Origin of the sequence: Tropicibacter oceani (assembly GCF_029958925.1) — a bacterium.
GTDB lineage: Bacteria > Pseudomonadota > Alphaproteobacteria > Rhodobacterales > Rhodobacteraceae > Pacificoceanicola > Pacificoceanicola oceani.
Genome location: NZ_CP124616.1, coordinates 198,522 through 212,548 on the forward strand (window position 1 = coordinate 198,522; position 14,027 = coordinate 212,548).

At 57.2% G+C, this 14,027-nt stretch carries 8 protein-coding genes, 3 tRNA genes and 3 rRNA genes; 5 read left to right on the forward strand and 9 right to left on the reverse strand.

All coding sequences use genetic code 11. From position 1 onward, the window contains the following. The first annotated feature begins 16 nt into the window (after nt 1-16). Nucleotides 17-160, forward strand: a complete 144-nt coding sequence (locus tag QF118_RS00990; protein ID WP_282300778.1) for a hypothetical protein — start codon at nt 17-19, stop codon at nt 158-160. After that, nucleotides 157-609: a DUF6841 family protein gene (locus QF118_RS00995; protein ID WP_282300779.1), complete on the forward strand. Its 453-nt coding sequence runs from the start codon at nt 157-159 to the stop codon at nt 607-609. The genes QF118_RS00990 and QF118_RS00995 overlap by 4 nt, the downstream gene beginning before the upstream one ends. A gap of 552 nt (nt 610-1,161) precedes the next feature. Here the strand turns inward: QF118_RS00995 and QF118_RS01000 are convergent. The 9 genes from QF118_RS01000 to QF118_RS01040 all read right to left on the reverse strand — a co-directional run bounded on the left by QF118_RS01000 (nt 1,162) and on the right by QF118_RS01040 (nt 11,501). Continuing rightward, nucleotides 1,162-1,238 (reverse strand) — tRNA-Met (locus tag QF118_RS01000). Nucleotides 1,239-1,312: 74 nt separating this feature from the next. Next, nucleotides 1,313-1,427, reverse strand: a 5S ribosomal RNA gene (gene rrf / locus QF118_RS01005). 198 nt (nt 1,428-1,625) lie between these two features. After that, nucleotides 1,626-5,157: ribosomal RNA gene (locus QF118_RS01010) — 23S ribosomal RNA — on the reverse strand. A 427-nt stretch (nt 5,158-5,584) separates the two neighbouring features. Continuing rightward, nucleotides 5,585-5,660: transfer RNA gene (locus QF118_RS01015), tRNA-Ala, on the reverse strand. An 81-nt stretch (nt 5,661-5,741) separates the two neighbouring features. Beyond that, a tRNA-Ile gene (locus QF118_RS01020) sits at nt 5,742-5,818 on the reverse strand. Between the two features lie 239 nt (nt 5,819-6,057). Next, nucleotides 6,058-7,519 (reverse strand): 16S ribosomal RNA (locus tag QF118_RS01025). The 16S, 23S and 5S rRNA genes sit together here with 3 tRNA genes alongside, the layout of an rRNA operon. 845 nt (nt 7,520-8,364) lie before the next feature. Continuing rightward, nucleotides 8,365-8,967: a protein-methionine-sulfoxide reductase heme-binding subunit MsrQ gene (msrQ, locus tag QF118_RS01030; RefSeq protein WP_282300780.1), complete on the reverse strand. Its 603-nt coding sequence runs from the start codon at nt 8,965-8,967 to the stop codon at nt 8,365-8,367. After that, nucleotides 8,967-9,863 carry a protein-methionine-sulfoxide reductase catalytic subunit MsrP gene (msrP, locus tag QF118_RS01035; protein ID WP_282300781.1) on the reverse strand — a complete coding sequence of 299 codons (897 nt, stop codon included), beginning with the start codon at nt 9,861-9,863 and terminating at the stop codon, nt 8,967-8,969. Before msrP ends, msrQ begins: the two co-directional genes overlap by 1 nt. A gap of 102 nt (nt 9,864-9,965) precedes the next feature. Further along, nucleotides 9,966-11,501, reverse strand: coding sequence for an FMN-binding glutamate synthase family protein (locus tag QF118_RS01040; protein ID WP_282300782.1), 1,536 nt, complete (start codon nt 11,499-11,501; stop codon nt 9,966-9,968). Nucleotides 11,502-11,617: 116 nt separating this feature from the next. Between QF118_RS01040 and QF118_RS01045 the strand changes: the two genes are divergently transcribed. From QF118_RS01045 to QF118_RS01055, 3 genes are all read left to right on the forward strand, one after another. After that, nucleotides 11,618-12,061 (forward strand): DUF302 domain-containing protein, encoded by a 444-nt coding sequence (locus QF118_RS01045; RefSeq protein ID WP_282300783.1) that lies wholly within the window; start codon nt 11,618-11,620, stop codon nt 12,059-12,061. A gap of 179 nt (nt 12,062-12,240) precedes the next feature. Further along, nucleotides 12,241-12,720 carry a fasciclin domain-containing protein gene (locus QF118_RS01050; protein ID WP_282300784.1) on the forward strand — a complete coding sequence of 160 codons (480 nt, stop codon included), beginning with the start codon at nt 12,241-12,243 and terminating at the stop codon, nt 12,718-12,720. A gap of 200 nt (nt 12,721-12,920) precedes the next feature. Further along, on the forward strand, nt 12,921-14,027 hold the full coding sequence (locus QF118_RS01055) for a calcium-binding protein (RefSeq protein WP_282300785.1): 1,107 nt from the start codon (nt 12,921-12,923) through the stop codon (nt 14,025-14,027).

Sequence of the window (14,027 nt, forward strand, 5' to 3'; positions counted from 1 at the left end):
TCCTTTTCGGATAGGCTTGCCCTATGAAGGCATCACCCCAAACGCCACCGCATCGGCCCTGAGCATCCCGCAGGCCGTCCTTGCCGATGCGCCGACGATCCAGACCAAAGGGCCGCTGATCCAATTGGCGGACACCCTTGACCAAGAGGCAAAGAGATGAAGGACCAAGACGCACGCAGCATTGCACAGGATTTTCTGGATCGCCAAGGCGAGGCGACGATCTGTGGCGATGTCGAAGCCACCTTGGCCTGTTGCGATATTCCCTGCACACTGGACAGCATGGAGGGGCGTGTGGTTGCGACAAACAGAGCGCAAATGCGCGCCATTTGTGCGGCCTTCATCGACGAATTGAAGGCAAAGCGCCTGACGCACATGGTACGCAAATGTCTCGACGCGCAGTTCAGGGATGACGATACCGTATGCGCCCTGTACGAGACACGGTATATCAAGGACAACTCCTTGTTGAGCGAAGAGCCCTATGCAGGTTTCGTCATACTCCGCCGCAAAGAGACCCAGTGGAAAATCATTGCAATGCAGTTCGCTGTCAGGGGTGCCAGTCCCGCGAACATCACCCTCAGGGATTGGATCCGGGAACGCAGCGACCTGTAAAAGACAAGACCAGAGATGGCGTGGACCAGATTCCCCTCACTCGGCCATGGATCGAATTGACTGGCAAAAGTGGTATAGGGCAGACCCCTGACAACCACTGCACTCACCACATGGGTCCGCGTTTATAATACAGGAAACGGCTGTTCCCAATTTTTGCACCGGCTTGGTCGTCGCACTTCCGAAGTTATTCCGACTTTCTGGTCGCGCCATTCCACCTTTGCCCCTGTTCGGGCGCGCCACTTCCCGGCTGTGCATTTCCGCAGGAAATGTTACGAAAGGGGTTTGTCGGAGTTGTCATTTCTTCGTGACACTCCGAGTGCAAGTTGATGCAATTTTCTTTTGAAAGCGCAAATACGGTGGGTACATGCCCGACATGCACCATGTCCCCTGCGTCAGATGAGCTTCATCGTCTGGTGGAGTCGGTTGTGGTGTCCTGGGACGCCGGCCAGGAGGGGCATGTCCTTGAGCTACGGGGCGAACTTGTTGAGATGTTGGCAAAAACAAAGCCCGCCGGAGGGGCGGGCTTTGTTGTGAACGGTTGTTCGCTAAAACTGGTTGCGGGGGCAGGATTTGAACCTGCGACCTTCAGGTTATGAGCCTGACGAGCTACCGGGCTGCTCCACCCCGCGCCAATTGTTTTGCCTCACGTTAAGTTTTATGGAGTGAGGCATCACACGTTTAGAGAGATATTGGTTTTTACTAGGTTTGGCGGTGACCTACTCTCCCACACCTTAAGATGCAGTACCATCGGCGCAAAGGCACTTAACGGCCGGGTTCGGAATGGAGCCGGGTGTTTTGCTCTCGCTATGACCACCAAACCAAGTAAAAACCAATCGCTGCGCGATTGGGTTTTACTTGGTTTGAGCGGGAGGCAGGGTATTGCGCAGCAATGCCCGTTCCCGCCCCTCGTAATTCCGGGCGCAGCGTTCATCAATCAAGTGTTGTCCAAGTCAGTACGCTTTATGGAGCGTATGCTTTTGTTTGTCACAGATAGCCAAGCCTGGCTATTACTGGATCAAATCAAGCCTATCGGGCAATTAGTACCAGTCAACTGAACATGTTACCATGCTTACATCTCTGGCCTATCGACGTGGTGGTCTTCCACGGCCCTCAGGGAGATCTTGTTTTGAAGGGGGCTTCCCGCTTAGATGCCTTCAGCGGTTATCCTGTCCGAACATAGCTACCCTGCACTGCTGCTGGCGCAACAACAGGTCCACCAGTGGTTCGTTCACCCCGGTCCTCTCGTACTAGGGGCAACTCTTCTCAAATCTCCTACACCCACGGCAGATAGGGACCGAACTGTCTCACGACGTTCTAAACCCAGCTCACGTACCTCTTTAAATGGCGAACAGCCATACCCTTGGGACCTGCTCCAGCCCCAGGATGAGATGAGCCGACATCGAGGTGCCAAACACTGCCGTCGATATGGACTCTTGGGCAGTATCAGCCTGTTATCCCCGGCGTACCTTTTATCCGTTGAGCGATGGCCCTCCCACTTGGGACCACCGGATCACTATGGCCGACTTTCGTCTCTGCTCGACTTGTCAGTCTCGCAGTCAGGCTGGCTTATGCCATTGCACTCAACGAGCGATTTCCGACCGCTCTGAGCCAACCTTCGCGCGCCTCCGTTACGCTTTAGGAGGCGACCGCCCCAGTCAAACTACCCGCCACGCAGGGTCCCGGATCCGGATAACGGACCGCGGTTAGACATCAAACAGAACAAGGGTGGTATCTCAAGGGAGGCTCCACAGAGACTGGCGTCCCTGCTTCGAAGCCTACCACCTATCCTGCACATGTTGTGTCTGATGCCAGTGCGAAGCTGTAGTGAAGGTGCACGGGGTCTTTCCGTCTAACCGCGGGTAGCCGGCATCTTGACCGGCAATTCAATTTCGCTGAGTCGATGTTGGAGACAGCGGGGAAGTCGTTACGCCATTCGTGCAGGTCGGAACTTACCCGACAAGGAATTTCGCTACCTTAGGACCGTTATAGTTACGGCCGCCGTTTACCTGGGCTTCAATTCAGAGCTTGCACCCCTCCTTTTAACCTTCAGGCACCGGGCAGGCGTCAGACCCTATACGTCGTCTTGCGACTTCGCAGAGCCCTGTGTTTTTAGTAAACAGTCGCCACCCCCTGGTTTGTGCCCCCAGCCCCTAGTTGCCTAGGAACCGGGCCTCCTTCTCGCGAACTTACGGAGGTATTTTGCCGAGTTCCTTCAACATCGTTCTCTCAAGCGCCTTGGTATTCTCTACCAGTCCACCTGTGTCGGTTTAGGGTACGATCTCATGATGGAGCTATTTCCAGGGACCAATGAGCGGCCCACCCAATCCAATAAGGGTGAACAACCTTCATGATCCGTCACTTCCATCTGGCCCAGGAATATTAACCTGGTTCCCATCGACTACGCCTTTCGGCCTCGCCTTAGGGGTCGGCTTACCCTGCTCAGATTAGCTTTAAGCAGGAACCCTTGGACTTTCGGCGAGAGTGTCTCTCACACTCTTTGTCGCTACTCATGTCATCATTCTCGCTAGTGATCTCTCCACCGGATCGCTCACGCGCCGGCTTCACAGAAAGCCTCTTGTGTCCAATCCCACCGAAGTGGGTAAGGACACATGAGACTATGTCACACTACGCTCTGCTACCATGCCTTACGGCATCCTCAGCTTCGGCTCATGGCTTGAGCCCCGTTACATCTTCGCCGCAGGACAACTTGTTTAGACCAGTGAGCTGTTACGCTATCTTTAAAGGATGGCTGCTTCTAAGCCAACCTCCTGGTTGTTTTGGTCGTCCCACCTGCTTTCCCACTTAGCCATGAATTAGGGGCCTTAGCTGGAGGTTAGGGTTGTTTCCCTCTTCACTACGGACGTTAGCATCCGCAGTGTGTCTGCCATCTAGTACTCCCGGGTATTCGGAGTTTGGTTAGGATCAGTAAGCCTGTGGGGCCCCATTACCCATCCAGTGCTCTACCCCCCGGGGTATTCGGATGACGCTCTACCTAAATAGATTTCGCAGAGAACCAGCTATCTCCGAGTTTGATTGGCCTTTCACCCCTAGGCACAACTCATCCCGACCTTTTTCAACAGGTGTGGGTTCGGACCTCCAGTAAGTGTTACCTTACCTTCATCCTGGTCATGCCTAGATCACTCGGTTTCGGGTCTGATCCATCTAACTCGACGCCCTATTAAGACTCGCTTTCGCTGCGCCTACACCTAACGGCTTAAGCTTGCTAGATAGACCAAGTCGATGACCCATTATACAAAAGGTACGCCGTCACAAGACTGGACACTAATGACAATCATTTGCCTGCAAATGATTGGCAAGTTGCCGGCAGGGCATTGCAAAGCAATGTCCCGGGAGGCAACCCCCTATCAATTCCAGGTGCTGATTATGTTTTGCTGCCGCATCCCTACCGCGTAGGAACACTGACACGGAACTGCACGGTCTCGATCCCGGGGTTGTCGTCGTAGATCCCGGCATTCGACCGATGGTCGTAGCTGAGACCAAACCGCCAACCGCGGTCGTTCTCGTAGCCAACCTCGATCCCCGATCTAAACTCGATCGGACCACCCAGGTCGAACCCTCCATTATCCAGGTACAGACCCGGCATGGAGTGCAATTGCGCAAAGATCGGCGCGTTCCGCATCTGGATCGTATAGGTCTGGCCGAAGCCAACCCATGTCTCACCATGCTCGCCAACCGAAAGTCCCGCCGCACTTCCGAAGGGGCCACGGTTGTGACCCAGATCGTAGCGCAGATAGATTTCGCTGGCTTCGCTTGCGCGCCGCTCAAGAACCTGGCCTGCCGAGATCGCAAACCTTGGCGTCGTCTCCGACTTGCCAAGGCACCCGCTCTCGGTGCCGCAGTGGTTGCGGCTCATGTCGGTCAGACCGAGTACGAGCATCAATACTGCAAAGGTTCCGTCAGCCATGATTTTCTCCATTCGTTTCCGAACGGTCATGGCGCAGATTATCATTAGAGTCCAGTCAAGCTCCGACTGTTTGTAGGCGTCCGGTTTCAGGTACTGTTTCACTCCCCTCGTCGGGGTGCTTTTCACCTTTCCCTCACGGTACTGGTTCACTATCGGTCAGTAAGGAGTACTTAGCCTTCGGGGGTGGTCCCCCGATCTTCAGACAGAATTTCACGTGTTCCGCCCTACTTGATACGTCCTATCGTGCTTCATATACGGGACTGTCACCCACTATGGTTGGTCTTTCCAGACCATTCTATTCACACTCAAGGCTCGGCTGGTCCCCGTTCGCTCGCCGCTACTAGGGGAGTCTCTATTGATGTCCTTTCCTCCGGGTACTTAGATGTTTCAGTTCCCCGGGTTTGCTCTTAAAACCCTATGTATTCAGGTAATAAGTACCTGTTTTACCCGATTATCAATAACCACGAGGGCTAATAATAACCGAGTATCAGGTGGGTTGCCCCATTCGGAGATTCATGGATCAAAGCCTATTCTCGGCTAACCATGACTTATCGCAGAGTATCACGTCCTTCATCGCCTCTTACTGCCAAGGCATCCACCAAACGCCCTTCTCGCGCTTGATTTGATCCAGAAATAGCAAGGCTTTCGTCTTGCGCAGTGCCCAGCTGGTTCGCTTGAGGCACCTGTCTTTCTGAACCAAAAGCATACTTTCCCGCTCCCGTATGCTTACGGGAACTTTAGGTTTCAGGCCTCGCGGCCCAAAACCTTCTCAGTCATTCCGTGCGGAATGAATGAGTGGTTAGTGTACTTGACTTGGACAACGATTGCTTTTTTCAGAAGGGATACAAACCACCGGCCGGCTAGACCCGTGTTTCGCCTTCCGCCCTGGGGCGGAACCAACTGAGATTGACTGTTACTCCAGCCAATCAAGCAATGTTGATTGATTATCTCTCTATACGATGTGAATTACTGCTGACCTTCTTGCAAAGGCAGCGTGTCCGATTGGACGGATAAGAACCCAAAGGTGCTTATCGATCTAATCGTCGTGAATGGTGGAGCCTAGGAGGATCGAACTCCTGACCTCCTGAATGCAAATCAGGCGCTCTCCCAGCTGAGCTAAGGCCCCTAAATGGTGAAGGCGTTGCTCTCGTGACATTGCTGCGCAATGCACTGTCGCAACTCCAACTCGTCGCTACGCGAGAGTTGGTGGTGGGTCGAGGAGGACTTGAACCTCCGACCTCACGCTTATCAGGCGTGCGCTCTAACCACCTGAGCTACCGACCCAGCGAGTTTTGCAAGGCAAAACCGCATCGCCGCGACAGGGGCTTGCTGCGCAAGCTCCCGAAAGCGGCCAGGCTTGCAGCAAAACTGGCAATTTCCATACGAGCCGGCGGCCCGCGTTACTTGTCTGAAGAGATATGAGGACGACCCAGGTTCGTCTGATGTTGTTCCGGCAAAGGTACCGGAACGTTGCTAAGTGTATCACGAGATCGGCAAGCCGATCTATCCAGATACATCCTTAGAAAGGAGGTGATCCAGCCGCAGGTTCCCCTACGGCTACCTTGTTACGACTTCACCCCAGTCGCTGATCCTACCGTGGTCCGCTGCCTCCCGAAGGTTAGCGCACGGCCGTCAGGTAGAACCAACTCCCATGGTGTGACGGGCGGTGTGTACAAGGCCCGGGAACGTATTCACCGCGTCATGCTGTTACGCGATTACTAGCGATTCCGACTTCATGCTCTCGAGTTGCAGAGAACAATCCGAACTGAGACAACTTTTGGGGATTAACCCACTGTAGTTGCCATTGTAGCACGTGTGTAGCCCAACCCGTAAGGGCCATGAGGACTTGACGTCATCCACACCTTCCTCCCGCTTATCACGGGCAGTTTCCCTAGAGTGCCCAGCCGAACTGCTGGCAACTAAGGATGTGGGTTGCGCTCGTTGCCGGACTTAACCGAACATCTCACGACACGAGCTGACGACAGCCATGCAGCACCTGTCACTGCGTCCCCGAAGGGAACCACAGATCTCTCTGTGTGGCACAGGATGTCAAGGGTTGGTAAGGTTCTGCGCGTTGCTTCGAATTAAACCACATGCTCCACCGCTTGTGCGGGCCCCCGTCAATTCCTTTGAGTTTTAATCTTGCGACCGTACTCCCCAGGCGGAATGCTTAATCCGTTAGGTGTGTCACCGAACAGTATACTGCCCGACGACTGGCATTCATCGTTTACGGTGTGGACTACCAGGGTATCTAATCCTGTTTGCTCCCCACACTTTCGCACCTCAGCGTCAGTATCGAGCCAGTGAGCCGCCTTCGCCACTGGTGTTCCTCCGAATATCTACGAATTTCACCTCTACACTCGGAATTCCACTCACCTCTCTCGAACTCAAGACCAGGAGTTTTGGAGGCAGTTCCGGGGTTGAGCCCCGGGATTTCACCCCCAACTTTCTGGTCCGCCTACGTGCGCTTTACGCCCAGTAATTCCGAACAACGCTAACCCCCTCCGTATTACCGCGGCTGCTGGCACGGAGTTAGCCGGGGTTTCTTTACCAGGTACTGTCATTATCATCCCTGGCGAAAGAGCTTTACGACCCTAAGGCCTTCATCACTCACGCGGCATGGCTGGATCAGGCTTGCGCCCATTGTCCAAGATTCCCCACTGCTGCCTCCCGTAGGAGTCTGGGCCGTGTCTCAGTCCCAGTGTTGCTGATCATCCTCTAAAACCAGCTATAGATCGTAGACTTGGTAGGCCATTACCCCACCAACTATCTAATCTAACGCGGGCCAATCCTTCTCCGATAAATCTTTCCCCCGAAGGGCGTATAAGGTATTACTCACCGTTTCCAGTGGCTATTCCTTAGAGAAGGGTATGTTCCCACGCGTTACTAACCCGTCCGCCGCTAAACCCGAAGGTCTCGCTCGACTTGCATGTGTTAGGCCTGCCGCCAGCGTTCGTTCTGAGCCAGGATCAAACTCTCAAGTTGAAAAGCTGTTACCAGCTTATCCTTGACGTTCGAACCTCTGCACATCTCCAATACTCAGGACCGCTTTGGGGGCAGATCCCTATGTTGACCCGGCTAGGAACCAACACGCATTGGAAGTCATCTGTTTGATAACGTGCTTCAGGTTTCATCAGAAACCGAAAGCCGCTACAAACAGTGAAGCTGACACTGGATCATCGGACCGAAGCCCTACCAGCGTTGATATGCAGACATTTGTCCATCGAAATGAACCCAAGTCGCCCGCATATCTCTTCAGATACTCGCGATGTCAAATAACGTCGAGACAACGATCAACCGGATGCGCCCTAACTTCTCGGCGCGCCCGCCCGTCATTACCTCAGTAGTGTCTCACAAACTTCCCGTCAAACCTCCGCCTCGCAGCGTGTCGTCCGGTCCGTCCAGTGCCCCGCAGCGCCTCAGCGCCGCCGGTGAAGGGGGTTCTACGGTTACTCCCAAACCTCCGCAAGCAGTTTTTTGAAGAAAAACGCATTTTCTGCCAATTTCTCAAATTCAAACACAAAATCAATACCTTAAGAACAAACCCTCAAAACAGTTATCGCAACCAATACACGAACGCGCTGCAATGCAGCATCCATAGGGTCAACATCTTGGGGCATCCCCGGCCTGACACCCAAGTCTGAGCGAGTCGTCGGCGATTCACTTGGTGCAATCGCTGCTGAATCGGTGTCCTTTTGCGGGATCGAACGTCGCGATTCACCGCGTGCGGGGCAGGCAAAGCCCAGTTCCAACCTCCGAACCCCACCCCAAACGGCCTCAACCGCCGAATGCAGCACTTTCATACTGCCGCTTTTCTGGGGATCGCGCCGTCAGGCCGCTGATTTTTTCCGCGCCGGACGAAGCCGCAGCGACAGCAGCGCAAGGATGATCGCCAGATAGATCAGCGGCTCTGGTTGCAGACCCTTTACCAGCATCACGAAATGCACGCCGCCAAGAAAGACGGCCGGGTAGACCAGTTTGTGCAGGCTGCGCCACGACGGCCCAAGCCGGCGGATCGCGTATGCGTTGGAGGTGATCGCCAGCGGCAGCAACAGGGCAAAGCCCGCCATGCCGACGGTGATATATGGGCGCTTGACGATATCCGCCCAGATCTGGCTGGGCACCTGCACGTCCAGCACCAGCCAGACCAGCAGATGCAGCGCGACGTAAAAAAAGGCCATCAAGCCGATCGCGCGCCGGAATTTCAGCAGGTTCACCCCAGCAAAGCGGCGCAGCGGTGTGATCATCAACCCGGCGATCAGCAGTTTGAGCGCCAGCGCGCCGTATTCATGTTCCAGCGCCTTGATCGGCTCGACGCCCAGCCCCCCGGTCAGGCCCAGGTAAAACAGCCAGGGCGCGGGCAAGGCGCATACAATATATATGTAAGCGCTCGAGAGCTTGCGCGCCCCGGCGTTGATCCGGTCGACCAGCATCAGAAGTTCCGGGCCAGGTCCATGCCGTCATAAAGGCTGGCCACCTCGTCATAGCCGTTGAACATCCGCGTCGGAACTTTGCCTGCAAACAGCCCGCCGCCCAGGGGGCGTTCGGTGGCCTGCGACCAGCGCGGGTGATCGACCGTGGGATTGACGTTGCTGTAAAATCCGTATTCGCCCGCGTTCGCCTTGTTCCACGAGGTCGGCGGCTGGCTGTCGGTCAGGGTGATGCGCACAACGGATTTGATCGACTTGAAGCCGTATTTCCATGGCACGACCAAACGCAGCGGCGCGCCGTTCTGGTTGGGCAGCGGTTTGCCATACAGTCCGGTCGCCATAAGCGTCAGCGGATGCATCGCCTCGTCCAACCGCAGCCCTTCGACATAGGGCCAGTCAAGCACCGGGAACCGGGTGCCGGGCATTTCATCCGGGCGCAGGACGGTTTCGAAGGCGACGTATTTCGCCTCGGGCTTGATGCCGGCCATGGTCAAAAGATCCGCCAGTTCAAAGCCGTTCCAGGGCACGACCATCGACCAGGCCTCGACACAGCGAAAACGATAGATGCGCTCTTCGATGGTCATCTTGTCCAGGATGTCCGTCAGGGCATAGTCGCCGGGGTTGTCGACCAGTCCGTCGATCTGCACCGACCAGGGCGACGTGGTCAGGGTATGCGCGTTGCGGGCCGGATCATCCTTGCCGGTGCCGAACTCGTAATAATTGCAGTAGTTGGTGATGTCCTCAAAGCTGTTCGGTTCCAGCGTTTCGGCCATGGCGGGCATGCCAAATCCGGCAATGGCCCCTGCCCCCATACCGGCCAGGATCTGACGCCGGTTCAAAAAGGCATGTTCGGGTGTCACGTCTTGTGTCGTCAGGTCATTGATCCAGCGTTTGGCCATCGGGGTCTCCTTGCTCGGCTTCCCCTTAATTATAGCGCGAGGTCCCGCTGACCAATGAACGTTTTCTCACTTTGGCGTAGGCGCTTTGAAACAAAGCCGCCGTCACATCCGTTTGAGCGCCTCTTCGAACACGCGGTGCCCGCCGGCCAGATCGCCGGCCAGATTGACCGATGGATAAAGCTCGCTCATCTGGGCGGACGAGCCATCATCGCAGACAAGGCGCACGTGGCTGCGCCGCATCAGCCGGGGTTCGGCCACGCCCACCGAATGGGCGATGGTTTCCACCTCGCTGATGATCGCCTTGGCAAAGCGGGCGACACGCTTGTCCTTTTCGGCCACCACCAGCCCCGCCTGCAGGCGCGGGTCGTGGGTGGTGATCCCTGTCGGGCAGGTGTTGCGGTTGCACTTGAGCGCCTGGATGCAGCCAAGGCTGAACATGAACCCGCGCGCCGAGGTGACGATATCCGCTCCGGCGCAGATCGCCCAGGCCACATCGCCGGGTGATATCAGCTTGCCGCTGGCAATGATGCGGATGCGGTCGTGCAGCCCGGCCAGGTCACGCAGGTCGACCATGCGCACCAGCGCCTCGCGCAGCGGCATGCCGACCAGGTCCAACAACGGCATGGGCGCCGCGCCGGTCCCGCCTTCGCCGCCATCGACGGTGATGAAATCGGGCGCATAGTCAGTGCCGCGTTCCTTCACCAGCTTGAAAAAGTCGAACCAGGGTTCGGCCGAGCCAAGGCAGGTCTTGAAGCCCACCGGTTTGCCCGTCACGTCGCGGATGTGGCGGATCATCTCAAGCAGGTCGTTGAAATCATCCACCTCCTGGTGGCGGTTCGGGGAAATGCTGGGCTTGCCTTCTTCGATGCCGCGGATGTCGGCGATTTCCTTAGACACCTTGGCACCGGGCAGGATGCCGCCCTTGCCCGGCTTGGCGCCCTGGCTCAGCTTGATCTCGAACATCCTGACCTGAGGGTGGGCCGCCACCTCGCGCAGCTTGTCGTCGCTCAGGTTGCCGTCCTTGTCGCGCACGCCGTATTTCGCGGTGCCGATCTGAAAGACGATGTCGCAGCCGCCTTCCAGGTGGTAGGGCGACAACCCGCCTTCGCCGGTGTTCAGCCAGACGCCAGCCATCTTGGCCCCGCGGCTGAGCGCGCGCACCGCCGGTTTCGACAGCGCGCCATAGGACATCCCCGAGATGTTGTAGATCGACGGCGCCGCATAGGGCTGTTTCGCGGTAGGCCCGATCACCATCGGTTCGGTGCGCCCGTATTGATCGTCCAGCGGGGGAAAGACCGCGTTCATGAAGATCGGCGTGCCCGGCACGTTCAGGTTTCGGGTTGACCCGAAGGCCACGGTGTTGCTGTCCCCCTTGGCGGCGCCGTCGATCCAGTTCCGCTGCGCGCGGTTGAACGGCATTTCCTCGCGGTCCATGGCAAAGAAATACTGGCGAAAGAATTCGCCCAGCTCGGTGAACAGATGCCGAAAGCGGCCGATCACCGGATAGTTGCGCCGGATGGCGTCGCTGGTCTGGGTGCGGTCGATGATGAAATACATGATCGCCAGCGCCGCCCCCATCCCGATCAGAAAGACGAACAAAAGCGCCAGGTATTGAAGCGCCGCCATCGCGTAAGTCATATTCGCCCTCCTGAATGCGTTGATTTGCCTCAAGGCAAATCGCGTACCCTGCGGTACTGTGCCATCATCGACGACGATTAGACATGCTTTCTGCATAAATCGTGAAGGGGAACGATATGACCAGATTTCTGAGCGCCGCGGCGCTGGTACTTTTCGCCACGGCGGCCTCGGCAGCCGACGTGATCACCTATGACACGGATCAAAGCTTTGACGATGTGGTCTTTGGCTTGGAAAACGCGATCGTTGACGCCGGGCTGGTGATCGACAGCGTCAGCCACACCGGCGACATGCTGGAACGCACCCGCGAAGACGTGGGATCGGATGTCATCCTGTACGACAAGGCGGATGTTTTCAGCTTCTGCTCGGCCAAGGTGTCGCGCGAAGTGATGGAGGCCGATCCGATGAACATCGTCTTTTGCCCCTACGACATCTTTGTCATGGTCATGCATGACACGCCCGACGTGACGACCATCGGGTTTCGCACCTATCCCGACGGCGCCATGAAGGCCGTCGAAGAGCTGCTGGACGGCATTGCACGCGCCGCAGTCGGGCTGGATTGATCACATACGATCACGAAAACGCGATTGGAAATTCTCGAAGGGCGCGGCTTAGCAAGCGCGCGCCCTTCGTCAAGCCGGCTTTGCAAAGAAATCCGGTGATCCGGGGGCCCCTCCTGCCCCGTAAGAGTTTGCAGATGTGACAGCCACATCGGCACAACTTTTTCTCAGGAGGACATCTCATGTTCCGCAGAACTTACCTTGCCCTGACCGCCGCAGCCTTCATCGCGGGCCCCGCCTTTGCTGGTGGCCACTCGATGGATATCGTCGACACCGCCGCCAACGCCGGCAGCTTTGAAACGCTGCTTGCCGCCGCCACCGCCGCGGGCCTCGTCGACACTCTCAAGAGCGAAGGCCCCTTCACCGTTTTCGCGCCCACCGATGACGCTTTTGCCGCCCTGCCCGAAGGCACGGTCGAAAGCCTGCTGCTGCCCGAGAACAAGGACCAGCTGACCGCGATCCTGACCTACCACGTGATCTCTGGCAAAGTCATGTCGACCGACCTGTCGAACAACATGATGGCAGCCACCGTCCAAGGCGGTGAAGTCACCATCATGACCGAAGGCGGCGTGACCGTCGATGGCGCCAACGTCGTGCAGGCCGATATCGAAGCCTCGAACGGCGTGATCCACGTGATCGACGCGGTCATCATGCCCAAGTAAACAAGGGCGCCATCCTTGCGCCTTTGGGCCCGCCGTGCACCACACGGCGGGCTTTTTTCATCCCCAATCCGATTGGCCCTAATTTTAACACAATTATCCGCAAATGACGGATTTGTTGAACACTGTCATGCGGAGCCATCATGGTCGGCACATCTTCTACACAATCCACTGGCGCGAACGCTGAGATTCTTGGCCTGGTCGTGAACGGCACATCCAAGAACGACACCCTGTATGGCGCCGATCTGAACGACACCCTGCGCGGTGGCTATGGAAACGACATCCTGCACGGTCTGATGGGGGACGATTCCATTCGTGGCAACAATGGCCATGATACGCTTTGGGGCGGCGGCGGCATGGATTTCCTGCAAGCCGGGTCCGGCAATGACTTTCTGGACGGCGGCAGCGGCAACGACACGCTGCGCGCGGGCAACGGAAACGACGAATCCCGCGGCGGCGACGGCGACGATTATGTCAACGGCGGCAACGGCAACGACGTGGTCATCGGCGATGCCGGGCACGATCTGCTGATCGGCGGCCTTGGGCTTGATTTCCTGCTGGGCGGCGACGGCAATGACACCGGCATCGGCGGCACGGGCAACGACACCCTGCACGGCGGCGCCGGTCAGGACAGCCTGTCCGGCAACAGCGGCGACGATTCCCTTGATGGCGGCGACGACAACGACTGGCTGCATGGCGGCACCGGCAACGACACGCTTTTGGGCGGAGGCGGCGATGACGCCCTGCGCGGCGCGGCCGGCCACGACAGCCTGCATGGCGGCGACGGGGTCGATACGCTTTGGGCCGGCAGCGGCAACGACATTCTCGAAGGCGGTGCGGGCAACGACCTGCTTTATGGCGAAAGCGGCCATGACACGCTGCGCGGCGGCGATGATGCCGACACCATCTATTCCGGCAGCGGCAACGACCTGATCTTTGGCGATGCCGGCAACGACATCCTGTGGGGCAGCGCCGGCGACGATTTCCTGATGGGCGGCGCGGGCGACGATACCCTGCGCGGCGGCTTCAACGACGATACGTTGAACGGCGGTTCGGGCAATGACGTGCTGCAGGGCGGCTATGGCAACGATCTGTTCGTCTTTGACGCCGGGTCCGGTTTCGACACGATCGAGGGCTTCAGCTCCAGTTCCGATGAAATCGACCTGACGTCGCTGGGCCTTTCGGGCACGGACGACCTGACCTTTACTGAAACCGAGGCCGGGCTTGAAATCGGCATCACCGCCGGGGACGTGATCCTGCTGGAAGGCATGTCGATGCACAACTTCGACACCAATACGATCATCTTCTGA

Excerpts from the sequence above, each read along its gene's own strand:
- QF118_RS01050 (WP_282300784.1), top strand. The coding sequence starts at position 12,241 with ATGTTCCGCAGAACTTACCTTGCCCTGACCGCCGCAGCCTTCATCGCG.
- QF118_RS01040 (WP_282300782.1), bottom strand. The coding sequence starts at position 11,501 with ATGACTTACGCGATGGCGGCGCTTCAATACCTGGCGCTTTTGTTCGTC.
- QF118_RS00995 (WP_282300779.1), top strand. The coding sequence starts at position 157 with ATGAAGGACCAAGACGCACGCAGCATTGCACAGGATTTTCTGGATCGC.
- QF118_RS01045 (WP_282300783.1), top strand. The coding sequence starts at position 11,618 with ATGACCAGATTTCTGAGCGCCGCGGCGCTGGTACTTTTCGCCACGGCG.
- msrP (WP_282300781.1), bottom strand. The coding sequence starts at position 9,863 with ATGGCCAAACGCTGGATCAATGACCTGACGACACAAGACGTGACACCC.
- msrQ (WP_282300780.1), bottom strand. The coding sequence starts at position 8,967 with ATGCTGGTCGACCGGATCAACGCCGGGGCGCGCAAGCTCTCGAGCGCT.